A 21,355-nucleotide genomic window follows, 5' to 3' on the forward strand; every position below is an offset into this window, starting at 1 on the left:
GCGAAAGAACCGCGATGCGCTGCATGACCGCGATCCACCGCTGGCGCCTGCTGCTGTTCATGCTGTTGTGCGTCGCGGTCCTGCCGCTCAGGGCGCAGACCGCGGCCCAGGTGGTGGACATTCCGACCCGGCCGGGCGTGACGCAGCGCTTCCTCTACCTCGCATCCGACAAGCCGCGCGCCGCGGTGATTCTTCTGGCGGGCGGCCATGGCGGCCTGCGGATATTTCCCAACGGCAGTTTCGGATGGGGCGACGGCAACTTCCTCGTGCGCACGCGCGAGCTGTTCGCGCAGCAGGGGCTGGCGGTGGCGGTCGTCGATGCGCCGTCGGACCGGCAGTCGGCGCCCTTCCTCAGCGGCTTTCGCCAGACGCCCGAGCATGTGGCGGATCTCAAGGCGGTGATCGCCTGGCTGCGCGACAAGACCGGCGTGCCGGTCTGGCTGGTGGGCACCAGCCGCGGCACGCAGTCGGCGGCCTGGGCCGCCACGCAATTGCCGCGTGCCGATGGCGGACCGGACGGCCTGGTGCTGACCTCCACCATCCTGAGCGACCCGCGCAGCCGCGCGGTGCCGGCGATGCCCCTGGAGCGCGTCGCGGTGCCGGTGCTGGTGGTGCACCACCAGCAGGACGGCTGCGCGCTGTGCGCCTTCGCGCTGACGCCGGGCCTCATGGAGAAGTTCACGGCCGCACCGCGCAAGGAACTCATCGCGGTCAGCGGCGGCATCAGCAGGGGCGACCCGTGCGAGGCCGCGGCCTACCACGGCTACAACGGCGTGGAGGCCGACGTGGTGGGCCGTATCGCGGCCTGGATCACCGCGCATTGACGGCGCTCGAACACGCAGCGCCCGCACGCACGCGCCGGTTCGCCCTCGGTTCGCTGTCGAGCCGACGAACGGCTGCGGCCCTGGATGCAGGCTGCACGTCGTGCGGTACCACCAGGACGTCGGCGGTGGCATGGCGCAGCACGCGCCGGGCGACGCTTCCGAAGACGAAATCGGACACGGCAGAGGCCGGGCGCTTGCCGATCACGATGAGCTCGGCGCCGCCGTGCTGCTGCTGCACCACCGTCTGGCGCGCGGGGTCGCCATGGCCGATGGCCGAATAGACGCGGTTCCGGCGCGCGTCCGAGGAATCGGTCAGCCAGAACATCCGGTCCTGTGCGTAGCGCCGGCATGCGTGCCGGTAGGCCTTGATCGCATGCTCGGAGACTTCCGCGCAGCGAAGCTTTCCTTCATTGGCGGTGCTGAGCGCATGAAAGAGTTCGACCTGCGCGGACTGGTTGAGTGCGAAGGCGAACTCGACCAGCTTGCGCGAGGCGTCCGAGAAGTCCACCGCGACCAGCAGCCGCCGGTAAGGCGCTTCGGCTTTCTGGCGCGTGACGAGGATGGGCCGGCGCGCCATGCGCAGGAGCCGCTCCACCGGCTGGCCGCAGAGCAATGAGCGCAGGCTGCATTCCGGCATCGCGCCCATGACCACGAGGTCGGCACAGCGCGCTTCGCTCGCGACGTCCTCGAGCGTGTTCATGGTCTGACTCAGGGGCCGCACGCAAAGGCCATGGCGCTGGCCCAGCTGCAGTGCCTGATGGGCCAGGCGGCAGGCCGCATCGGCGCGCGGGGACACGCCGGCCGGCGTCGCATAGAGCAGCTTGAGTGTGGTGTCGTGCTCGACGGCCAGAAGCGCCGCGCGGGAGAGGGCGAGGTCCGCGCGCACGCTCAGGTCGGTCACGGCAAGGATGGATCGAGGCGTCATGGCAGAGCTAACTTTCCTGGAGACGAGCGCGACCCTGCAGACGCGAGGGATCGACGCACTCCATTCATGCGGACCGCCTTCGATCGAAGGCGGCCGCGGACGCGCGGGGCTCGTGCCCGGCGGTGGAAGGTTGCGCTGAAAAGGAAAGGAGCGGACCGCCGGGCTTAGAGCTGTGCAGGCGGCTGCTTGCGACGCACCTTCAGGACCTTGCGTGCGCGCAGGCAGGTCGCTGCAAGGAGCAGCGCCGCGGCGGCGATGTGGGTCAGGGCAAGGAGCGTGGTCGACATGGCATCGAGTCTATGCACTGCGTCCTGTTCGGGCAAGCAATGGCCTCAGGCTTCTTGCCAGATTACTCAAGCGGGAGCGCAGCGGGCAGCAGCAGGAGGGTCGTGAAGCCGGCCAGCGGCGGCGACAGCCAGCGCTGCGCGCGCGCCCGTCCGATCGCGCGCACCCGGCCCTCGGCCTCGAGTTCGACCAGCGCGCGCTGGACGGTGCGCTGGCTGGCACCCAGCGCCAATGCCAGGGCCGAGGTCGACCAGGCCGCGCCATCGGAGAGCAGCGCCACCAGCGAGGCCTGCTCGCCGTCGATGGGCGGCGCCAGAACGACCACCTCGCGCGCCGCGTGCGGCCTGAGAACGAAGCCTTGCGCGGTGGCCTCGATCGACGCCAGCGTCGCGACAAGCGCCCGCAGGCGGCCGATCTCGACGCGCAGCCGTGCCCGATGCGTCTCGTCGGGATCGCGGGTGTGGAAGGCGCACGCGATCAGCGCCTCGCGATCGACATCGCCGGGCCAGCCCTCGGCGAGCGCGCGCGCCAATGCGAACAGCACCGGCCGGCGCGCCAGCGGCTGCCATGCGTCGCCGGCGCGCAGCCCGCGGCGGCAGGCATCGATCACCAGCGCGCCCGAAACCAGCAGCGCTGCGACCTCGTCGAGGCGCAAGCTCTTCGCGCTGCCCGCGGCGAAGCAGCGCGCGGCAGGACGATCGAGCACGGCGCGCGCCTCCGCCACCTCGGCCCGCAATGCCGGCACGCGTGCGCGATCGGCGGCCTCGTGCGCGCGGGCGAGCGCCGCTTGCGCCGGGCCGATGCGCAGCGAGCGCAGCGCGAGCTCGGCCGCGGTCAGCTCGGCCACTGCCGCCAGCGCCGGCGGCAGGCCGCGCGCATCGAGCCGCGCCAGCGCGGCCGCGGCCTCGTCGAGGCGGCCGAGCAGCAGCAGCCGGCGCACCGCGATCAGCCGTGCCTGCAGCGCGTTGGCATGATCGGCGCGGGCCTCGAGCGTGGCGGCCGCCGCCGTCAAGGTGCGTGGCAAACCGCCGAGGTCGCGCATGGCCAGCGCCACCTCGGCCTCGGCCACGACACAGCGCGCACGCGCCAGCTCCTCGTGCGCACCGAAGCCGCGCGCCGCGCGCCGCAGCAGTTCGCGGGCGCGCGGATGCTCGCCGAGCTGGGCCATCGCGATGCCGCGCAGGGCCAGCGCCGGCGGGTCTTCGCGCAGCGCGATGCGCTGGAGGGCACCGATGGCATCGCCGGCGGCGAGGGCACGCGCGGAGGCGGCGATCAGGGAATCCATGCCGACAGGCTACACCGGCGGCATGGACTCCCGCGATGACGGCAAGGCCGAAGGCACGGGCCGTGGCGAGCGCGTGGCGACGGCAGTCCGCGCGATGTCGCTCGTCGGCCATTCGAGGGTCAGGTTCAACGGGCCGGGCGCAGCGAAGGCCTCGGCGCCGCCATCGAGCTTGCCGATCACATGGATGCCGCCGCTGATCGTCTGGCCGTCATGGCGATAGAAGATCGACAGGTCGGGACCCGGCCCCCAGCAGACCAGGTCGCCGACTTCGTAGGCGCGCGTGCGCGTGCCCTTGCCCGAGATGGGCCTGGGGAGCGGACCGAATTTCTCTCGGCGAAAGAGATCGTGCAGGGTGATCGTCAGCGGCAGCATGGCGGCCAGTTCCCGCGCCGTCCTGTTGCGCGCCAGCGTGGCCGCAAAGACCTTGCCATTCAGTTTCAGATGGATTTTCATGATGGACCTCCGGGGCGGCGTCCATCGAGACGACGAACGCCCTCTGCGGTGCGCCGCCGAGCGGCGCCACCGACATGTGCGATTGGGAATACGGGTCGGGTCGCTGCCGATGCGCAGCGGGCCGATGGCTTCGTCAGGGGCTCGTGCGACCCAGCTGAAGTTCACGCAGACGCTTGACGTCGCGTGCCGGCGGCAAGCCGAAGAAGCGGCTGTATTCGCGGTTGAACTGCGACTGGCTCTCGTAGCCCACGCGGTGCCCTGCGGTGGCGGCATCCACGTGTTCGCTGATCATGATGCGCCGCGACTCCTGCAGGCGCAGCTGCTTCTGGAACTGCAGCGGGCTCATCGCGGTGACGGCCTTGAAGTGCTGGTGCAGCGAAGACACGCTCATGTGAACCTCGTCCGCCAGTTCCTCGACCCGCAGCGGTTCCTGGAAGCGCCGCGAGAGCACGCCGATGGCCTGCGCGATGCGCTGGCTGTGGCTGTCGACCACCGCCATCTGGGCCAGCCGCCAGCCGTCGGGCGAGCGGAGCAGGCGGTAGAGGATCTCGCGGATGATCAGCGGCGCGAGGGCCGGCACGTCTTCGGGCGCATCCAGCAGCCGGGTCAGTCGCAGCAGCGGATCGAGCAGCGTGCCCGACAGCTCGCCGGTGAAGATGCCGCGCTGCGACGCCCGCTTCGGCAGCGTCTCGCCGAGCCGGAGATCCAGCGCGAGTGCCGCGATGTCCTTGACGTCGAAGCTCAGCCGCAGTCCCAGGAACGGTGCCTCCGGCGACGCATCGACCACCTGGCTGGACACCGGCAGGTTCTGCGCCACCACGAGGTACTGGCTGCTGTCGTAGACGTAGACCTCGTCGCTGAGCAGCACCCGCTTGCTGCCTTGCGCCAGCACGCAGAAGGCCGGTTCGTGGACCGCATGGACCGGATGTTGTTGCATGTGCGATACCCGGGCCAGCGTGAGGCGCGGTATCGCCGTCGCATGGACGCCCTCGGCGACCGTGATGCGGTCGATCATCGCCGCGAGTTCGGCCCTCATCACGGTGGCCTGAAGTTGATCGACGGGGCGATCGTCGAGCCGTGCGTTGGGGATGGATGTGAGCATGGACTGAAGCTTATGCATCTCGCAGCGCCTTGTCTCCATGCTTGCGATGCTGCCGGAGAATCATGCAAACATCTTCAACGATCCTGCAAGCGGCGGGGCCGCACAAGGCCCGGCGCTTGACCCGGCCCCAGGGGCACCCTTTAAAAAGGGAAGACCCCAACGAAAGGAATTGTCCATGCCATCTTCGGCCCGGTCCCTGAATCCGTCCGAAGCCGCGCGGCATCTCGGCGTATCGGCCAAGGCGCTGCGGCTCTACGAGCAGCGCGGCCTGTTGAATCCCATGCGCACGGCTGCCGGGTGGCGCGCCTACGGTCCGCACGAGATGGCCCGTGCCGCGGAGATCGTCGGCCTGCGCACGCTCGGCCTCAGCCTGGCCCAGGTGGGGCGCCTGGTGAACGGCAATTCCCAGGGCCTGGAACACACGCTCGCCGCGCACCAGAAGACGCTCGAAGGACAGCTTCATCGCCTCGCGCACACGGTCGAGCAAGTTCGCGGCCTGCGAAGCGACGTGGCGCAGGGCCGCACGCCGACGCTGGCCGAACTGACTGGCCTGCTGGCGCCCGCCGCCCAGGTCAGCGTGGCATTCGATCTGCCGTGGCCCTGGGGCGGCGAGCGATTCGAGCTGCGCGGCATCCGGTCGCTGAACTACATCGTCGGCCCACTCGGCAGCGGCAAGACCCGGCTGGCGCAACGCCTCGCCGAAACGCTGCCCAACGCCGCGTGGCTGGGTCTCGATCGACTCGCCCGGGGCGGCGCGGCCGCACGCGCACGGCTCGCTGTCGACCCCGCACTCGCATCGAAGGTCGATCAAGCGATGGCATGGCTGGTGGAGGACGGCGCCACGCCCTCGGATGCGCTGGTCGCGCTGCTCGCCGGCCTGGAAGCCGACGGCCCCGAGACGCTGGTGGTGGACCTGATCGAAGAAGGGCTGGACACGGCGACGCAGGAGGCCCTGATGGCGCTGCTGCACCGGCGCGGCGCCGGCGCGCGTCCGATCTTCCTGCTCACGCGCTCGTGCGCGATCCTCGATGTGACCGCTGTCGGTCCGGATGAAGCGATCATTCTTTGCCCCGCGAATCACAGCCCGCCGACGCAGGTGGCGCCCTGCCCCGGCGCGCCCGGCTACGAGGCGGTCGCCACCTGTCTGGCCTCGCCCGAGGTCCGGGCCCGAACGGCAGGGCTCATGGCGCGCTTCGCAGACAAGGCAGCGGCATGACCGGGCTCGAGCTCTCGCGCGATGCGGGAGCCGCCGGGCCGGATGCTGCGGCAGCATGGACAGCGCCGCAGTGGTTTGCCAGGTACATGTGAGCTTCCATCAGGGCTGCCGACCTGAGAAGATCGATCCCGGCGACCTGTTCGCCTTTGAATGCAACCCTGGAGACACTCATGCTGACCCCCAGCCCCACCGACCGCAGTCGCATCCTGGCCGACCGCGTCGAGGCCTTCGTGCGCAAGGTCGTCATTCCGTATGAAGCCGATCCGCGCTGCACCCCTCACGGCCCCACGGCCGAACTGGTGTCCGAGCTGCGCGACATGGCGCGCGACGCCGGCCTCATGACGCCGCACATCCTGCCCGACGGGAGTCACCTCACCCAACTGGAAACCGCCGCGGTGCTGAAGCGCTCGGGTCTGTCGCCGCTGGGTCCGGTGGCCTTGAACACCATGGCGCCGGATGAAGGCAACATGTTCCTGCTCGGCAGGATCGGAACGTCCGCGCAGAAGCAGCGCTTTCTCGAACCGCTGGTCGAAGGCCGGGCCCGATCGGCCTTCTTCATGACCGAGCCGGCAGTCGAAGGTGGCGCGGGCTCGGACCCGTCCATGCTGCAGACCACTGCCGTGCGCGACGCCGGCGAATGGGTGATCAACGGGCGCAAGACTTTCATCACGGGCGCCGACGGTGCGGCGGTGGGCATCGTGATGGCGCGCACCGGCAGCGGCGAACATGCGCAGTCCACCATGTTCCTGGTGGACCTGCCGCACCCGGCGGTTCGCATCGAGCGGGTGCTCGACACCATCGACAGCTCGATGCCGGGCGGCCATGCGTTGATCGCGATCGACGGCCTGCGCGTACCGGACAGCCAGGTGCTGGGCGCCGTGGACGAAGGCTTCCGCTATGCGCAGATCCGTCTGTCGCCGGCGCGCCTTTCGCACTGCATGCGCTGGCTGGGCGCCACCGCCCGCGCGCATGAGATTGCCACCCGCTATGCCACCACGCGCAAGGCCTTCGGCAAGCTCCTGGTGGATCACGAGGGCGTCGGGTTCATGCTGGCCGACAACCTGATCGATCTGCAGCAGGCCGCATTGATGATCGACTGGTGCGCCGGCGTGCTCGACGGCGGCTCGCAGGCCACCACGGAAAGCTCCATGACCAAGGTGGCCGTGTCCGATGCGCTGTTCCGAGTGGCCGATCGCTGCGTGCAGGTGATGGGTGGCAGCGGCGTTTCGCGTGACAGCATCGTGGAACAGGTTTTCCGCGAGATCCGCGCCTTCCGCATCTACGATGGTCCGACCGAAGTGCACAAGTGGTCGCTGGCCAAGAAGATCAAGCGCGACGCCGCCGCACGTTAGCCCAGCGGGTCGTAGCCGGGGGCCTGGTCCATCTCGGAGGGTTTGTAGATGGTGTGCTGCGCCGCGGGACCGAGCGCGTCCGTGACCACCAGAAGACGCCAGAGCGGCTCGCGCGCCGAGCATGCGCGCTCATCGCTCGTCAGCTGAAATCCGGGCACGCCTGCCGAGGTGCCCTTCACCGCGACCTTGAGAAGCGTCGCACCTTTCGCGTTCGACACCCCGATGTCGTAGCCGAGCTGCTGACCCACCACGTTCTCGGCCTTGTAGCCGTAGCCCGTGAAGTGGCGCGTCACGTAGGCGATCGCGGCGGCCTCGACTTCTTCCCGCGAAGCCTGAGGGGCCGCCGCGAGGTCCGGCTCGGCCTCTTGCCGAATGCCCGCCCGCGCTGCGGCGGCCTGCATGTCGGCCTCGGTCGGAACCCAGCCGCGCGGGCCACGGACCAGAATGGCCAGCTGCCGCTCGGGCTCCCAGGTGGCGACGTGCCACTCGTCTTCATCGCGCACGCGGGTCGACACCTTCGCGCTCTTGTTGCTCTCCAGCTCGACGATGGCGACGCGGTTGGTCTGCAGAACGGCCCGGAAGCCCTGGCCGGCGTCGAAGCTCCGCTTGAGCAATGCGAGGCGGTCCTTGACGCGCTGGATCTGGTTGGGCGTGCGCGCGCCGCCGCCCGCGCGGCGCTGCGTGTCCAGCGACTCGAGGTAGAACCACCGTCCGCCGGAACCGACACTGACGTACTCGGCCCAGATGGTGGCGATGACGTTGTCGCCCGTCGCCAGCCAGGCGTACTCGTAGGGCTTGTCGCGCGCGTCGAACACGCCCATCTTGGCGACGATCTCCACCGGCGCGAGCCGGGGTCCCGACAGGCGCTTCTCATTGATGACGGCGAGTACCTGGGGGTCGACTTCCTTGTCCATTCAGCGGGCTTCTGGCGAGTTGGGGCTTGGCAGTATGCCGCATCCGTCGTCATCCCCCGGCATGTCAGCCGACACTGCGCCACCGGCCCGAATCCGGGCACACGGCGGCGCGTGCGCCGTCCAGCCAGACCTGCTCTTCCTCCAGCTGCGAGGCGGTCGAGGGATCGATGTCGAAGGCGATGCGCAGTGCGCGGGCCACGTCGGCGTTTTCGATCGGAAGCTCCCAGCTCAGGAAGACCTGCGTGCAGTCCTGTCCGGCCGCGAAGTCGGCCACATCGAAGCCGCTGCTGCCGCGCCGGATGACGGCATGCGGCTGGGCCGTATCGAACAGCAGGGCCGTGCCTCTCGCCAGGGGGATTCGATGGCCGGTCGAAGGGAAATGCACGTCCAGCCCGCGGTCCTCGCTCACGAAGAGATTGCAGAAGGCCGCGCCGCCATACTGCGCGCCGTCATGGTGGTACCTCGCGCCGCGGCAGACCATCAGCGCTGCATCGCAGTCGGCGAGCACATCCTGCAGACCGAGTGCGCGCGTCCAGTCGGCCATCGCCTGCACGCAGCGTCCGTAGTCCGGCCAGCGCGCACGCGCGCGTGCCAGGGGCAATGCCTCGACATCACCGGGTTCCAGGGCCAGGTGCAACGATGTCTCTCTTTCCCAATCCGCCGTGAGCCTCGCAGGGGGCGCAGGCACGTCGAGGCTGCCCGACCGCACGGCATCGCTCACGCTGCGGCTGCGGATGGCATCACCGCTGCGGAAGTGGGACACCAGGCGCGCTGGCGCGCGATGCAGCGGAGGGGAACGGCTCATCCGGACGAGTCTAGCGAGAGTGATGCGGTCGAAGCGGCATGCCCGAGAATCCCTGCATGCCTCACGCCGTCTCGCTTCTGCGCACCGCCCGACTGGCACGCAGCGCCAAACCCTTTCTCGCCCGCGGCGGCTTCAAGCGCGAGCGCTGCGCGGGCTGCCGGCTCGTTCCCAGCCACTGCATGTGTGCCTTGCGCCCGTCGGTGGCCACACGCGCGGGCGTGTGCCTGATCATGGCCGACATCGAGGCGCTCAAGCCCACCAACACGGGCTGGCTGGTCGCCGACGTGGTGGCCGATACCTTTGCCTTCGGCTGGGCGCGCACCGACACCGACCCCGCACTTCTGGCCCTGCTGGCCGATCCGCAGTGGCAAGCCTATGTGGTGTTTCCGGGCGAGTATGCGGCGCCCGAGCGGGTGGTGCGCACGATTGAACCGGCCGAAGCCTCTTGCGGCGGGGCGGCGAAGCGCCCGCTGTTCATCCTGCTGGACGCGACCTGGACCGAGGCGCGCAAGATGTTCCGAAGGAGCCCCTATCTGGACGCACTGCCGGTGCTGAGCCTGCAGCCCGAGCAGACATCGCAGTACAAGCTGCGCCGCTCCCGCCGCGACGATCACTTCTGCACCAGCGAGGTGGCCGCGCTGTGCATGAACCTGGCGGGCGAACATGCGGCCGAGCAGACGCTGGAGGCCTACCTCGCGGTATTCACGCACCACTATCTGCATGCGAAGAACCAGCAGCCCGTTGCGTGGGACGACACCGCGCACCGGCGATTGCGCGAGCTGTCTCCCGTGCGGCCATTGCGCGCCGGCGCGGAGGAGATGCGCTGATGAATTTCACCCATCGGCCGAAGACTGGCCTTTCAACGGAGCCCTCCTTGTCATCCAAAGCCGCCCGCGTCGCACTTTCTGTTTCGGCCGCTGCCCTCGGGAGCATCGCGGCCTACTGGACGCTTCTTGCGACACGCCAGGGACAGATCCTGTTCGACGCGCGCAAGCATCCCGTCGTCCATCTGTCCGACGACTTCTCCACCTACTCCCACGCGGTGCCGGGCGGGATGGTGCGCGGCTATGTCTACCACCCGCAAGGCGAGGACGCGCTGCAGGACCTCTTCATCTATTTCGCGGGCCGGGGCGAGGACGTGCGCGCCACGGCCCAGGCGCTGCACTGGCTGCCGGAGGGTTTTGGCTTCGCTGCGGTCAACTACCGCGGCGTGGCCGACTCCGAAGGCCATCCCTCCGAGCTGGCCTCCGTCACGGATGCGCGCCAGCTTGCCAGTCACTTGCGCCGGGCCTTCCCGCAGGCGCGGCTGCATGTGGTCGGCCGGAGCCTGGGGACGGGCGTGGCCATCCAGCTCGTCGCGCGACAGGACTTCGCGAGCCTGCAGCTGGTCACGCCCTACGACTCGATGCTGGAGGTCGCCAAGCGGCGCTTTCCGCTGGTCCCGTTGTCCCTTTTGCTGCGGCATCAGTTCAACTCGCTGGCCCACTGCCAGGACGTGGCGGCGAAGACCCAGGTGCTGCTGGCCGAACAGGACGATGTCGTGCTTCCAGAGCGCTCGCAAAAACTGATCGATGCGTGGCCCACGCCGATCTGCGTGCAGACGATCGCCGGCTCCGACCACCGCGGCATCATGGGCCTCGAAGCGACCTGGCTCCATCTCGTCGACTTCGCACTGAGCGCGATCCTGCCCGAGCCGCTGCGCGAGGTGGGCACCTGAGCGCCATGCGCCTCGCCGCAAAGTCATTGAGCCATGGACGCCCGCACGCAGTCGATGAAGGGCGCGAGCAGCGGGCTGTCGAGATCGCTGCGCCAGCAGACCGCGACGTCGAAGCCGTCCTTCACGTCGAGCAGCGGCTTGAACACCAGTCCCGGCGGGCTTCCCAGCGCGGCGCAGGCCGGCAGGATGGCCATCCCTTCGCCCGCCATCACCAGTGCGAGCGCCGAGTGCACGGTCTCGACGCGGTGCGCGATCTGCATCGTGATGTGATGGCGCCTCAGGAGCGTCGCGACGACCGAGCTGTCGGCGCTCTCGGCGAAGGTCGGCAGGCTGATGAGCGTGCCGCCCTGCAGCTTCGCGAGCGGTATGGCGCGCAGCCGCGCCATCGGTGATCGTGCCGGCATCGCGACACGCAAGGGCTGCGTTCCCACCACCGATGCGGCGATGCCGGCGCGCTGGATCGGCGGCATGCACAAGGCCACCGTCACTTTCAGCTCCGCGATCAAGGCCTCGTAGGTGAGCGTGCTCATCTCGACGAACTGAAGCTCGACCTCGGGCATGGCACGCCGCAGTTTCGGCACCAGCTGCGGCAACAGCGCATAACCCAGCGCGAACATGTAGCCCACGGTGAGCCGGCCGCGGCGTCCCGCGGCCACTGCCCGCGCGGCCTCGAAGCCGTCGTGCGCCAGCGCCAGGGCTTCTCTCGCGCGTGCCAGCAAGGCGCTTCCTGCGTCGGTCAGCTGCATGCCGCCGGACACGCGCCGGAACAGCTGCGCGCCGAGCTGCGATTCCAGGTTGCGGATCTGCACCGACAACGGCGGCTGCGCCATGTGAAGGCGCTGCGCCGCCTTGCCCACGCTGCGCGCATCGGCCACGGCGACGAAATAGCGAAGGCTGCGCAGGTCCATCGACCCATACTAGTTTCATATGCGTTTGTTGTATATGAGTATTGGACCGCAGCCATCGCCCGTGCCAATCTGCGATCCGTGCGGACCGATGGTCGGGCCGCAGCAGCAAGGATGAACGCGCATGAGCGAAGAGTTGTGTTTCCTGTCCGCGACCACCCTGCGCGAACGCATCGCGCGCCGCGAGCTCTCGCCGGTCGAGGTGACCCGGGCCGTGCTCGAACGTGCCGAGCGCCTTCAGCCGGTGCTCAATTGCTTCATCACCCTGTGCGGCGACGAGGCCATGGCCCAGGCCCGCAGCGCCGAAAAGGCCGTGATGCGCGGGGACGCTCTCGGTCTTCTGCACGGTGTTCCCTTCACCTGCAAGGACCTGGTCAACACGCGCGGCGTTCGCACCACCTTCGGCTCCCTCCTGTTCGAGCACAACGTGCCGACCCAGGATGCCGAGGCGATCGCGCGCCTGCGGCGGCAAGGCGCGATCCTCGTGGGCAAGACCACCACCTCGGAGTTCGGTGCGAAGTGCCTGACCGACGCGCCGTTGTTCGGCCGCACGCGTAATGCCTGGAGCGCCGCCCACACCAGCGGCGGCTCGAGCGGCGGTGCTGCGGTCGCGGTCGCCGCGGGGATCGCGCCCATCGGCATCGCCACGGACGGCGGCGGCTCGACGCGCATCCCGGCCTCCTGCAACGGCGTGGTCGGCCTGAAGCAGAGCAACGGCATCGTTCCCCACAGCCAGGTCGAGGATGTGTTCGGCAACCTGACCTACGTGACGCCGATGACACGCGATGTCGCCGACACGGCATTGATGCTGCAGGCCATGGCCGGCGAAGACGCATCGGACCCGTGGTCGATCGACGTGCCGGTGCCCGACTACCAGAAAGCGGTCAAGCTCGATGGCGATCTTCGCGGCAAGCGCGTGCTGTTCAGCGCCGCGCCCGAAGGCCGCATCGTCTCGGCCGAGGTCGGCGCGGCCTTCGAGGCCTCGCTGGCGCACCTGCGCGCGCTCGGCGCGGAACTGATCGAGATGCCGCCGACGAATTTCAACGTCGAGCCGCTCTGGCGCACCATCAACCACACGGTATGGCGCGCCAGGTTCACCGAGATGGCCGAGGCCTGCCCCGAGCGGCTCAGCCCGTCGCTGCTGCAGCAGCTGGCGCTCGCCACGGCGGTGAGCGGCGCCGACTACCAGCGCGCGATGTTCGAGCGAACGCAGTTGTTCCGCCGCGTGCAGGCGCTGCTGCGCGACAACGACCTTCTTGCCATGCCGACCCTGTCGCGAACGGCACTGCCGATCGACCAGGACCTGTTCGGCACGATCGACATCGATGGCCGCGTCTTCCCTGAAGTCCGCGCCAACTGGTTCCCGTGGACCATGCCGTTCAACCTCACCGGGCATCCCGCGATCAGCCTGCCCAGCGGCTTCGGCCAGGGCGGGCTGCCGATCGGCATCCAGCTCGTGGGGCGCTTCCGTCGCGAGCCCGAGCTGTTGCGGGCGGCTTCGTTGCTGGAGGCAGCCCAGGGCTTGCTGTCGCGCCGGCCGGATCTGGGGTGACCATGAGACATCGCACCTTCACTGCATTCAGATCCTTCGGCATCGTCTGCATGCTGGCCGCCGCGCTGGCGTCGCCCGGCCCGGCCGAAGCAGCGGCCAACATGCCCGTCAAGCTGGTGGTCGGCTTCCCGCCCGGCGGTGCGCTCGACATCCTGGCGCGGGCGATCGCCGACCAGATGCGCATCGCCAGCGGCGAGCCGGTGCTGGTCGAGAACCGGCCCGGCGCATCGACACGCATCGCCATCGAAGCCGTGAAGCGCGCCAGCCCCGATGGCCGAACCATCCTGCTGGCTTCGAGTGCGCCCTTCGTGATCTTCCCGATGACCTACCGGCATCTGAACTACGACGTCGACCGCGACTTCATTCCGGTCGCGCAGCTGGTGGATGTGCCGACCGTGGTCTCGACGGCCGCGGACCAGCCCTACAAGACGCTGCCCGAGTACGTGGCCTGGGTCCGCAGCCATCCCGGTCAAGGCAGCTTCGGCATGACCTCGCTGGGCGGCGCCCTGCACTTCTCGGTGCTGGGCATGTCCAGGGCGATCGGCGTGCCGCTCGTCGCCGTGCCCTACAAGGGCGGCGCGCCGCTGGCGACCGACATCATCGGCGGCCAGATTCCCATCGGCACCGACGCCCTGGCCAGCCAGCTCGAACTCCACCGCGCGGGCAAGCTCCGCATCCTCGGCGTGTCGGGCCTGCGGCGCAATCGCTGGCTGCCGGAGGTGCCGACGCTGAAGGAGTCGGGCATCGATGCCTTCGACCATGCCAATGCGTCCTACGGCGCCTACGTGCCGGCGGGCACGCCGCGCGAGGTGGTCGAACGCCTCGAGCACCTGTTGATCGCGGCGGTCGGCAACCCGCAGGTCCAGGCGCAGCTCGCGCGCATCGGGCTCGAGCCGGTGGGGCTGCCCGGCGCCGAGCTGGCCAGCTCGATTCGCGCGGAGCGCGTCTTCTGGCGTCCGATCGTCGAATCGTCCGGCTTCAAGAGCGACGACTGACCGGTCCCTTGTCCATCCCCAAAGGAGCTACGCGATGTCGAATGCACACAACCCCATCCGATCGGCGCCGGCGCATGCGCCGCACAACGCGCGCCGGTACCGCGCGACGCGACGCGTCCTTGCAGGCATGGCCGTGTCGTGGCTCTGCATGCTGCAGGCGAGCGCGGCGCCCTATCCGGCGCATGCCGTCACCCTCATCTCCGCCTTCCCGCCCGGCGGCATCGTCGACATCATTGCGCGGCGCGTCGCGCAGAGCCTCTCGGAGCGCCTCGGCCAACCGTTCATCGTCGAGAACAGGACGGGTGCGGCCGGCAGCATCGGCTATGCCTACGCCGCCCGCGCCAACCCCGACGGCTACACCCTCGTGCTCGCCAGCGGACCGACCACCATGGCGCCGCCGAACGACAGCGCGCTGGGCTGGAATCCGCTGACCAGCTTCAGCGCGATCGGCATGATCGGCACCATCCCGCAAGCCATCGTGGCGAGTCCTGCGGTGCCTGCGCACGATCTGCGCGAATTCGTGCCCTACGCCAAACAGCAGGGCGACCGCATCAACTACGGCTCGCCCGGCCTGGGCACCACGCCCTTCTTCACCATGGAGCTGCTCAAGAGCCAGCAGGGTCTTGCGATGACCCACATCGCCTACCGCGGGCAGCCCGACGTGATGGTCGACCTGATGCGCGGCGACCTGGCCCTCACGTCGGTCACCGTGCCGCTGGTGGTGGCGAACGTGCAGAAGGGCAAGATGAAGGCGCTGGCCGTCACCTCCAGGACGCGGGTCCCGGCCTTGCCCGACGTGCCCACCGTCTACGAACAGGGCATGCCGGATCTCGGCATCTCGAACTGGTTCGCCCTGCTCGGGCCGGACCATCTTCCGCCCGATGTCGTGGCGCTGCTGGCGAAGAGCCTGAACGACGCACTGGCCACGCAGCAGATGCAGGCCGGCCTCGCCGAGATCGGCCTGATCACGCAGACCGCATCGCCGGCCGAGACGATGACCTTCGTCAGGAGCGATCTCTCCAGATGGATCGCGATGATGTCGAAGGTCTCGGCGGCGGAAGCCACCTCCAAAGCAAAAGGAATGAAATGAAGAGTGCCAAGCCTCAAGACGAACGCGCGCGCCCTGCCCCGCCCGGCATGTCCGCCGACGAGTGGCGCCTGCGATGCGAGCTGGCGGCCTGCTGCCAGCTGACCGATCTCTATGGCATGTCGGACCTGGCGTCCACGCACATCTCGGTCGCCCTGCCCGGGCCGCAGCACCATTTCCTGGTCAATCCGCTGGGCACTTTCTTCGACGAGATGAGCGCCTCTGCCTTGCTCAAGGTGGACTTCGAAGGACGGGTCGTCGAAGGCGATGCGAGCGCGCTCAACCCGGCCGGCTTCATCATCCACAGCGCGATCCACCGGGCCCAGACCGATCTGGTGTGCGTCATGCATTCGCATACGCGTGCCAACAACGCGGTGGCGATGCAGGCCCAGGGCCTGCGCCCGCTCAGCCAGAAGGCCTGCGTGATGCTCGACTTCCTCGGCTATCACGACTACGAAGGCGCGGCGCTGGACGAAGACGAGCGCGACCGGCTGGTCAGGGATCTGGGGCCCGAGGGCCGGGTGCTGATCCTGCGCAATCACGGCGCGCTGACCGTGGGCCGCAGCGTGGGCGAGGCCTTCTGCTGGATGCACCGGCTGGAGACGGCCTGCAAGTACCAGATCGACGGGCTCGCCGGCGGCGTCGCGCTGCATGAACTGTCGGACGCGACCATCGCACACACGCGCGCACAGGGCCGCAGGATGCTGGCCGGCGGCGGCTTCCTCGAATGCGGCAAGTTCGAATGGCCCGGTCTGCTGCGCAAGCTCGAGCGCGAGCGCGGGAGTTCCTGGCGAAGCTGAAGCGCGGCCCGCACCGCGCGCCGGGCGCTAGGCCTCGCGTGCGCGGTTCAGTGCCGTCAGCCGTTCGGCGGTCGCCGTCGACTGCAGCGAGGCCTCGTAGGCCGCGCGGCCCGCGGCTTCCGACCAGGTGCCGAGCGCCAGCGCGTCGATGTGCTGCTTCATGGATTTCACGGCGTCGCGCTCGCACAGCAGGATCGATTCGACGTAGGCCCGAACCCTGCCGTCCAGCGCTTCGCGCTCGACCAGCTCCGTGAGGTAGCCGATGCGCAGCAGCTCCTCGGCATCGATCGATTGGGCCGTCAGGAAGATCTTCTTCGTCGCCGCAGGTCCGATGCGCTCGACGAAGCGGCGCAGGCCGCCGGGATAGTAGTGCAGGCCGAACTTCGCGGCCGGCATGAAGAGCCGGCTGCCGTGCACGCCGATGCGGAAATCGCAGCTCATCGCCAGGTCCGTGCCGCCGCCATACGCGCTGCCGTTCATGGCGCAGATCGTGGGAATGGGCAGGCGCTCGATCTGGTCCAGCATGTCTTCGAAACGCTGGTCGAGCCGCGAGCTGATCTGCGTGAGCGTGTAGCCGGCGCAGAAGGTCTTCTCGCCGGTGCCGGTGAGGACCAGCACGGCAACGTCGGGATGCTTGCCGATCTCCTGCAGATGCTGCGACACGACTTGCGGATCGTCGGCATCGATGCGGTTGTGTTCGTCGGGACGGCGCAATGTGAGGGTCGCCACCTTGCCCTCGATGGACAGCGTCGGACTGCCGGCACCGCTCATGCCGCCCCCTTGCCGGCGTCTTGCGCGACGACGCCCTCGCGCGCCAGCGCGTCGATCTCGGCCTGGTCGTAACCGTACTCGCGCAGCACCTCGAAGGTGTGCTGTCCCAGCAGCGGCGGCGCGCTGCGGATCGACCGGCCCTGCATCGCCTCCAGCCGGATCGGCGAGCCCACCTGGCGCAACGTGCCGAGCTCGGGATGCTCGACCTCCTCGACGAAGCCGCAATGCTGCACCTGCTCGTCGGCGAACACATCGGACAGGTCGTTGATCGGACCCGCGGGAATGTCGGCATCGATGAGCATCCGCGTCCAGGCCGCGCGGGTGCGGGCCTTGAGCTTGTCTTCGATCAGCCGCTTCAGTTCGTTGCGATGCCCGATCCGGGCCGCGTTGCTGGCAAAGCGCGGGTCGTCGACCAGCGCAGCCAGATCGAGCAGCGCGCAGAGTTTGCGCCACATGTCGGTCGTGGCGGGCGCGATGTTCAGGGGGCCGTCCGCCGCCTCGAACACGCCGTAGGGCGAGATCACCGGATGCGTGTTGCCGGCCAGCCTGGGCACTTCGCCGAGGCTCAGGAAGCGCTGCCCCTGCACGCTCAAGAGGCCGACCAGCCCGGCCAGCAGCGAGGTCTCCACGCGCTGGCCGCGGCCGGTGCGCTGGCGTTCGTTGAGCGCGGCGAGCACGCCCATCGCACACCACATGCCGGCCGTCTGGTCGCCGATGGCCACGCCGACGCGCATCGGGCCGGACTCCTCGGAACCCGTGACGCTCATGAGGCCCGAATAACCCTGCGCGATCTGGTCGAAGCCGGGCCGCTGTCCCGCGGGGCCGGTGCGGCCGAAGCCGGTGATGCCGGCGTAGATGAGGCCGGGGTTGTCTTCGACCAGGCTGTCGTAGTCGAGGCCCATCGACTCCATCGCGCCGACGCGGAAGTTCTCGGCGATGACATCGGACCGGCCGGCCAGCCGGCGCAGCAGCTGCAGCGCGCGAGGGTCGCGGAAATTGAGCGCGATGCCGCGCTTGTTGCGATTGCCGCTCAGGTAGTAGGCGCTCGTGCCGCGATCGAAAGGACCCCAGTTGCGGATCATGTCGCCGGCCAGCGGTTCCACCTTGATGACGTCGGCACCGAGGTCGGCAAGGATCATCGTGCAGAAGGGCCCGGCCAGGGCGCGGGTCAGGTCGAGCACGCGGATGCCGGCGAGCGGAAGTTGGGCTGAAGCCATGCGGGTCTCCTGGAAAAAGACTTGTATTCGAACGCGCTCGAGTCTATATTGCATACAACCGTTATGCAATATTGGAGTCCAATGAAAAAGCCCAACATCCTCATGATCATGGCCGACCAGCTCTCGGCACCGGTCCTCCCCTTCCACGGCAACACGGCCGTCAAGGCACCGCATTTGCAGGCGCTGGCCGAGCGCTCGACCGTGTTCGACAACGCCTACTGCAACTTCCCGCTGTGCGCGCCGGCGCGCTTTTCGCTGCTGGCCGGACAGTTCGCCACGCGCATCGGCGCCTTCGACAATGCGTGCGAGTTCGAGGCCTCGACGCCGACGCTGCCCTACTACCTCGGCGCCCAGGGCTACAAGACGATCCTCGCCGGCAAGATGCACTTCGTCGGGCCGGACCAGAAGCATGGCTTCCAGGAACGGCTGACCACCGACATCTACCCGGCCGACTTCGGCTGGGCGGCCGACTGGAAGGAAGGCGAGTTCAGCTTCTATTCGCCCGGCCACAACCTGAGCACGGTCGACGAGAGCGGCGAATGCTTTCGCAGCCTGCAGCTGGACTACGACGAGGAAGTGGAAGCGAAATCCGTCCAGCGCCTGTACGACCTGGCGCGCGACGACGAGCAGCCCTTCTTCATGTGCGTGTCGTACACGCATCCGCATCCGCCCTTTCACATCCTTCCCGAGTACCTGGCGAGGTACAAGCGCGAGGAGATCAATCTGCCGACGGTCGGCGACATCCCGATGGAAGAGCGCGACATGCTCAGCCGCTGGATCCAGTTTTCCCACGGCCTGGACAAGCAGACCGCGAGCGAGGAACAGATCCTGCGCGCGCGCCATGCCTACTACGCGATGGTCAGCTACATCGACGACAAGGTGGGCAAGCTGCTGGAGACGCTCCAGCGCACCGGCTTCGACGACAACACGATCGTCGTCTTCACCTCCGACCACGGCGACATGCTGGGCGAGCGCGGCATGTGGTTCAAGCGCGTGTTCTTCGACTGGTCGGCCAAGGTGCCGATGATCGTGCGGCAGCCCGGCAACGCCGGCGGCCGCCGCATCGCCGAGCCGGTGTCGCACGTCGACCTGCTGCCGACGCTGATGGACTTCGCCGCGGACGGCAAGACGCCCGAGTGGGTGGAACCCGTCGATGGCAGGAGCCTGCGGCCGCTGGTCGAAGGCGCGAGCGAGCGCGACGATGCGAGCGCCTTCGTCGAGTACACCGCCGAGGGCGTGACCGGCCCCTGCTGCATGCTGCGGCGCGGCCGGTACAAGTACGTCTACACGCATGGCTATCCCGACCAGCTGTACGACATGACGGCCGATCCCAAGGAGCTGCGGAACATCGCCGCGACCTCGCCCGAACTCACCGCGGGCCTGAAGGCCGAGGTCTTCGCGCGCTGGGATGCGGACGACATCAAGCGCCGCGTGCTGGCCAGCCAGGCGCGCCGCCAGTTCATCAAGGACTTGCCCGATGCGATCCAGCCGGTCTGGGACTACCAGGCCAGCGTCGACGACACGAAGCGCTTCGTGCGCCGCGGCAGCGCACGGATCATCAAGGTGAAGAAGCGCTGGCCCGTGGTGACGGACATCGGCAGTTGATCGCCAGCAAGGAGCCCCTCATGGACACAGAGATCCTCCATCCCGACACCGATCCGAAGCAGCTCGCTCACGCGCTCAGCGGATTCAACCTGATCGACGGCAAGCTGGTTCGCGCCTGCTCGGGCCAGACCTTCCCCGTCGTCAATCCGGCGACCGGGCTGCCGATCGGCACGGCCGCTTCGAGCGATGCGAAGGACATCGCCCTCGCCGTCGAGGCGGCGCAGCGCGCGCAACCGGCATGGGCGGCCATCGCCGCGCGCAAGCGCGGCATGCTCGTCGCGGAATGCGCGCGCCTCCTGAATGCCCACGTGGAGGAACTGGGTCGCCTGGTCGCGCTGGAAACCGGCAAGGCCCTTCGCACGGAAAGCCGCGTCGAAGCCTCGGTGGTCGCCGATGCGCTCCAGTTCTATGGCGGGCTCGGCTCGGAACTCAAGGGCGAGTCGGTGCCCTTCAGTCCCGAGATGCTCACCGTGACGACGCGCGAGGCGATCGGCGTGGTCGGCGTCATCATTCCGTGGAACGCGCCGATGATGCTGATGGCGCTCAAGATCGCACCCGCGATCGTGGCCGGCAACTGCGTCGTGGTGAAGTCCGCGGAGGAAGCGCCGCTGGCCGTGCTGCGGGTCTGCCAGATCCTCAATCAGCTGCTGCCCCAGGGCGTGCTCAACATCGTCTCGGGCTTCGGCCCCGAGTGCGGCGCGCCGCTCGTGGCGCATCCCGGCGTGGGCAAGATCACCTTCACCGGCTCGGTCGAAACCGGCCGGCTGATCGCGAAGGCGGCCGGCGACAAGCTCATTCCCGTGACGCTCGAGCTCGGCGGCAAGAGTCCGATGATCGTGATGGACGATGCGGACCTCGACCGCGCCGTGGCGGGTGCGGTGGCCGGCATGCGCTTCACGCGCCAGGGCCAGAGCTGCACCGCGGCCAGCCGCATCTTCGTGCATGAGCGCGTGCACGACGAATTCGTGGCCAAGGTCCGCGCGAAGGTGGACGCCATGAAGATGGGCGATCCGCTCGACGAGGCGACCGACATCGGAACCCTCATCTCCAGGGAGCAGCGCGACAAGGTGCTGGGCTACGTCGAAGCGGGCCGCGTCAGCGCCGGCGCATCGGCCATCGAATGCTCGGCCCTGCCGTCGGACGATGCGCTGCGCGACGGGCTCTTCGTGCGGCCCGTGCTGTTCACCGGCCTCGGCAACGACAGCCGGCTGGCGCGCGAGGAGATCTTCGGACCGGTGACCTGCTTCATCAAGTTCTCGCGCTACGAAGACGCGCTGGCCCAGGCGAACGACAGCGACTTCGGCCTGGCCGCCACGATCTGGACGCGCGACCTGAAGACCGCGCTCGATGCGAGCCGCCGGCTGCAGGCGGGCTTCGTCCAGATCAACCAGAACATCGTCGTGCAGCCCGGCCTGTCCTACGGCGGCGTGAAGCAGTCGGGGCTCGGACGCGAGGCCTCGCTCGAAGCGATGCTGGACCACTTCACCCACAAGAAGACCGTGATCTTCAACATGCAATAGCGCAGCCCCTGCGCCTACAAGGAGA

The 21,355-nt window shown here is 68.8% G+C and carries 21 protein-coding genes; 11 read left to right on the forward strand and 10 right to left on the reverse strand.

Annotated elements, in window-relative coordinates; genetic code table 11:
• The first annotated feature begins 23 nt into the window (after window positions 1-23).
• Window positions 24-824 (forward strand): alpha/beta hydrolase, encoded by an 801-nt coding sequence (locus E5P2_RS36785; protein ID WP_162572006.1) that lies wholly within the window; start codon window positions 24-26, stop codon window positions 822-824.
• On the opposite strand, the gene E5P2_RS36790 is transcribed toward E5P2_RS36785, so the two are convergent.
• From E5P2_RS36790 to E5P2_RS36805, 5 genes are all read right to left on the reverse strand, one after another.
• Window positions 811-1,749: a universal stress protein gene (locus E5P2_RS36790; protein ID WP_162572008.1), complete on the reverse strand. Its 939-nt coding sequence runs from the start codon at window positions 1,747-1,749 to the stop codon at window positions 811-813. The genes E5P2_RS36785 and E5P2_RS36790 overlap by 14 nt on opposite strands.
• A 164-nt stretch (window positions 1,750-1,913) precedes the next feature.
• Window positions 1,914-2,036: a hypothetical protein gene (locus tag E5P2_RS38265; RefSeq protein ID WP_269475725.1), complete on the reverse strand. Its 123-nt coding sequence runs from the start codon at window positions 2,034-2,036 to the stop codon at window positions 1,914-1,916.
• A 62-nt stretch (window positions 2,037-2,098) separates the two neighbouring features.
• Complete coding sequence (locus tag E5P2_RS36795) at window positions 2,099-3,319, reverse strand: helix-turn-helix domain-containing protein (RefSeq protein ID WP_162572010.1); 1,221 nt, start codon at window positions 3,317-3,319, stop codon at window positions 2,099-2,101.
• Between the two features lie 9 nt (window positions 3,320-3,328).
• On the reverse strand, window positions 3,329-3,772 hold the full coding sequence (locus E5P2_RS36800) for a cyclophilin-like fold protein (protein ID WP_162572012.1): 444 nt from the start codon (window positions 3,770-3,772) through the stop codon (window positions 3,329-3,331).
• Window positions 3,773-3,905: 133 nt separating this feature from the next.
• Window positions 3,906-4,808: an AraC family transcriptional regulator gene (locus tag E5P2_RS36805; RefSeq protein ID WP_162572144.1), complete on the reverse strand. Its 903-nt coding sequence runs from the start codon at window positions 4,806-4,808 to the stop codon at window positions 3,906-3,908.
• Between the two features lie 241 nt (window positions 4,809-5,049).
• Here E5P2_RS36805 and E5P2_RS36810 point away from each other — a divergent pair, with 241 nt between their 5' ends.
• On the forward strand, window positions 5,050-6,090 hold the full coding sequence (locus E5P2_RS36810; protein ID WP_162572014.1) for a MerR family transcriptional regulator: 1,041 nt from the start codon (window positions 5,050-5,052) through the stop codon (window positions 6,088-6,090).
• A 170-nt stretch (window positions 6,091-6,260) separates the two neighbouring features.
• A complete protein-coding gene (locus E5P2_RS36815) occupies window positions 6,261-7,442 on the forward strand; it encodes an acyl-CoA dehydrogenase family protein (RefSeq protein WP_162572016.1) in 1,182 nt (393 codons plus the stop codon).
• Here E5P2_RS36815 and E5P2_RS36820 read toward each other — a convergent pair.
• Together E5P2_RS36820 and E5P2_RS36825 are read right to left on the reverse strand one after the other, a co-directional pair.
• Window positions 7,439-8,356: a protein NO VEIN domain-containing protein gene (locus tag E5P2_RS36820; RefSeq protein WP_162572018.1), complete on the reverse strand. Its 918-nt coding sequence runs from the start codon at window positions 8,354-8,356 to the stop codon at window positions 7,439-7,441. The genes E5P2_RS36815 and E5P2_RS36820 overlap by 4 nt on opposite strands.
• 64 nt (window positions 8,357-8,420) lie before the next feature.
• Entirely contained in the window at window positions 8,421-9,161 is a 741-nt protein-coding gene (locus E5P2_RS36825) for a hypothetical protein (protein ID WP_162572019.1), read from the reverse strand.
• 56 nt (window positions 9,162-9,217) lie between these two features.
• Between E5P2_RS36825 and E5P2_RS36830 the strand changes: the two genes are divergently transcribed.
• Together E5P2_RS36830 and E5P2_RS36835 are read left to right on the forward strand one after the other, a co-directional pair.
• Entirely contained in the window at window positions 9,218-9,988 is a 771-nt protein-coding gene (locus E5P2_RS36830) for a tRNA-uridine aminocarboxypropyltransferase (protein WP_162572021.1), read from the forward strand.
• 47 nt (window positions 9,989-10,035) lie between these two features.
• Window positions 10,036-10,878 carry an alpha/beta hydrolase gene (locus E5P2_RS36835; protein WP_232077699.1) on the forward strand — a complete coding sequence of 281 codons (843 nt, stop codon included), beginning with the start codon at window positions 10,036-10,038 and terminating at the stop codon, window positions 10,876-10,878.
• A 23-nt stretch (window positions 10,879-10,901) separates the two neighbouring features.
• On the opposite strand, the gene E5P2_RS36840 is transcribed toward E5P2_RS36835, so the two are convergent.
• Window positions 10,902-11,786 carry a LysR family transcriptional regulator gene (locus tag E5P2_RS36840; RefSeq protein WP_162572024.1) on the reverse strand — a complete coding sequence of 295 codons (885 nt, stop codon included), beginning with the start codon at window positions 11,784-11,786 and terminating at the stop codon, window positions 10,902-10,904.
• Between the two features lie 121 nt (window positions 11,787-11,907).
• Between E5P2_RS36840 and E5P2_RS36845 the strand changes: the two genes are divergently transcribed.
• Genes E5P2_RS36845 through E5P2_RS36860 form a run of 4 tightly spaced genes read left to right on the forward strand, consistent with a single transcriptional unit; the run spans window position 11,908 to window position 16,217 of the window.
• Complete coding sequence (locus E5P2_RS36845; protein WP_162572026.1) at window positions 11,908-13,335, forward strand: amidase; 1,428 nt, start codon at window positions 11,908-11,910, stop codon at window positions 13,333-13,335.
• 2 nt (window positions 13,336-13,337) lie between these two features.
• A complete protein-coding gene (locus E5P2_RS36850) occupies window positions 13,338-14,330 on the forward strand; it encodes a tripartite tricarboxylate transporter substrate-binding protein (RefSeq protein ID WP_232081060.1) in 993 nt (330 codons plus the stop codon).
• Between the two features lie 34 nt (window positions 14,331-14,364).
• On the forward strand, window positions 14,365-15,420 hold the full coding sequence (locus E5P2_RS36855; RefSeq protein ID WP_162572027.1) for a Bug family tripartite tricarboxylate transporter substrate binding protein: 1,056 nt from the start codon (window positions 14,365-14,367) through the stop codon (window positions 15,418-15,420).
• Window positions 15,417-16,217, forward strand: a complete 801-nt coding sequence (locus tag E5P2_RS36860) for a class II aldolase/adducin family protein (RefSeq protein WP_162572029.1) — start codon at window positions 15,417-15,419, stop codon at window positions 16,215-16,217. The genes E5P2_RS36855 and E5P2_RS36860 overlap by 4 nt, the downstream gene beginning before the upstream one ends.
• A gap of 27 nt (window positions 16,218-16,244) precedes the next feature.
• Here E5P2_RS36860 and E5P2_RS36865 read toward each other — a convergent pair whose 3' ends face one another.
• Window positions 16,245-16,988 (reverse strand): enoyl-CoA hydratase/isomerase family protein, encoded by a 744-nt coding sequence (locus tag E5P2_RS36865; RefSeq protein ID WP_162572031.1) that lies wholly within the window; start codon window positions 16,986-16,988, stop codon window positions 16,245-16,247.
• Window positions 16,985-18,205 (reverse strand): CaiB/BaiF CoA transferase family protein, encoded by a 1,221-nt coding sequence (locus tag E5P2_RS36870; protein ID WP_162572033.1) that lies wholly within the window; start codon window positions 18,203-18,205, stop codon window positions 16,985-16,987. The genes E5P2_RS36865 and E5P2_RS36870 overlap by 4 nt, the downstream gene beginning before the upstream one ends.
• An 81-nt stretch (window positions 18,206-18,286) precedes the next feature.
• Here E5P2_RS36870 and betC point away from each other — a divergent pair, with 81 nt between their 5' ends.
• Together betC and E5P2_RS36880 are read left to right on the forward strand one after the other, a co-directional pair.
• On the forward strand, window positions 18,287-19,810 hold the full coding sequence (gene betC, locus E5P2_RS36875) for a choline-sulfatase (RefSeq protein WP_162572034.1): 1,524 nt from the start codon (window positions 18,287-18,289) through the stop codon (window positions 19,808-19,810).
• A gap of 20 nt (window positions 19,811-19,830) precedes the next feature.
• Complete coding sequence (locus E5P2_RS36880; RefSeq protein ID WP_162572035.1) at window positions 19,831-21,330, forward strand: aldehyde dehydrogenase family protein; 1,500 nt, start codon at window positions 19,831-19,833, stop codon at window positions 21,328-21,330.
• Window positions 21,331-21,355: the final 25 nt, after the last annotated feature.

The sequence above is a fragment of the Variovorax sp. SRS16 genome, assembly GCF_901827165.1.
Lineage (GTDB): Bacteria > Pseudomonadota > Gammaproteobacteria > Burkholderiales > Burkholderiaceae_C > Variovorax.

Bases quoted from the DNA above. Each gene is read 5' to 3' on its own strand.
- E5P2_RS36785 (WP_162572006.1), top strand. From the start codon at position 24: ATGACCGCGATCCACCGCTGGCGCCTGCTGCTGTTCATGCTGTTGTGC.
- E5P2_RS36790 (WP_162572008.1), bottom strand. From the start codon at position 1,749: ATGACGCCTCGATCCATCCTTGCCGTGACCGACCTGAGCGTGCGCGCG.
- E5P2_RS38265 (WP_269475725.1), bottom strand. From the start codon at position 2,036: ATGTCGACCACGCTCCTTGCCCTGACCCACATCGCCGCCGCGGCGCTG.
- E5P2_RS36795 (WP_162572010.1), bottom strand. From the start codon at position 3,319: ATGGATTCCCTGATCGCCGCCTCCGCGCGTGCCCTCGCCGCCGGCGAT.
- E5P2_RS36800 (WP_162572012.1), bottom strand. From the start codon at position 3,772: ATGAAAATCCATCTGAAACTGAATGGCAAGGTCTTTGCGGCCACGCTG.
- E5P2_RS36805 (WP_162572144.1), bottom strand. From the start codon at position 4,808: ATGAGGGCCGAACTCGCGGCGATGATCGACCGCATCACGGTCGCCGAG.
- E5P2_RS36810 (WP_162572014.1), top strand. From the start codon at position 5,050: ATGCCATCTTCGGCCCGGTCCCTGAATCCGTCCGAAGCCGCGCGGCAT.
- E5P2_RS36815 (WP_162572016.1), top strand. From the start codon at position 6,261: ATGCTGACCCCCAGCCCCACCGACCGCAGTCGCATCCTGGCCGACCGC.
- E5P2_RS36820 (WP_162572018.1), bottom strand. From the start codon at position 8,356: ATGGACAAGGAAGTCGACCCCCAGGTACTCGCCGTCATCAATGAGAAG.
- E5P2_RS36825 (WP_162572019.1), bottom strand. From the start codon at position 9,161: ATGAGCCGTTCCCCTCCGCTGCATCGCGCGCCAGCGCGCCTGGTGTCC.
- E5P2_RS36830 (WP_162572021.1), top strand. From the start codon at position 9,218: ATGCCTCACGCCGTCTCGCTTCTGCGCACCGCCCGACTGGCACGCAGC.
- E5P2_RS36840 (WP_162572024.1), bottom strand. From the start codon at position 11,786: ATGGACCTGCGCAGCCTTCGCTATTTCGTCGCCGTGGCCGATGCGCGC.
- E5P2_RS36845 (WP_162572026.1), top strand. From the start codon at position 11,908: ATGAGCGAAGAGTTGTGTTTCCTGTCCGCGACCACCCTGCGCGAACGC.
- E5P2_RS36850 (WP_232081060.1), top strand. From the start codon at position 13,338: ATGAGACATCGCACCTTCACTGCATTCAGATCCTTCGGCATCGTCTGC.
- E5P2_RS36855 (WP_162572027.1), top strand. From the start codon at position 14,365: ATGTCGAATGCACACAACCCCATCCGATCGGCGCCGGCGCATGCGCCG.
- E5P2_RS36860 (WP_162572029.1), top strand. From the start codon at position 15,417: ATGAAGAGTGCCAAGCCTCAAGACGAACGCGCGCGCCCTGCCCCGCCC.
- E5P2_RS36865 (WP_162572031.1), bottom strand. From the start codon at position 16,988: ATGAGCGGTGCCGGCAGTCCGACGCTGTCCATCGAGGGCAAGGTGGCG.
- E5P2_RS36870 (WP_162572033.1), bottom strand. From the start codon at position 18,205: ATGGCTTCAGCCCAACTTCCGCTCGCCGGCATCCGCGTGCTCGACCTG.
- betC (WP_162572034.1), top strand. From the start codon at position 18,287: ATGAAAAAGCCCAACATCCTCATGATCATGGCCGACCAGCTCTCGGCA.
- E5P2_RS36880 (WP_162572035.1), top strand. From the start codon at position 19,831: ATGGACACAGAGATCCTCCATCCCGACACCGATCCGAAGCAGCTCGCT.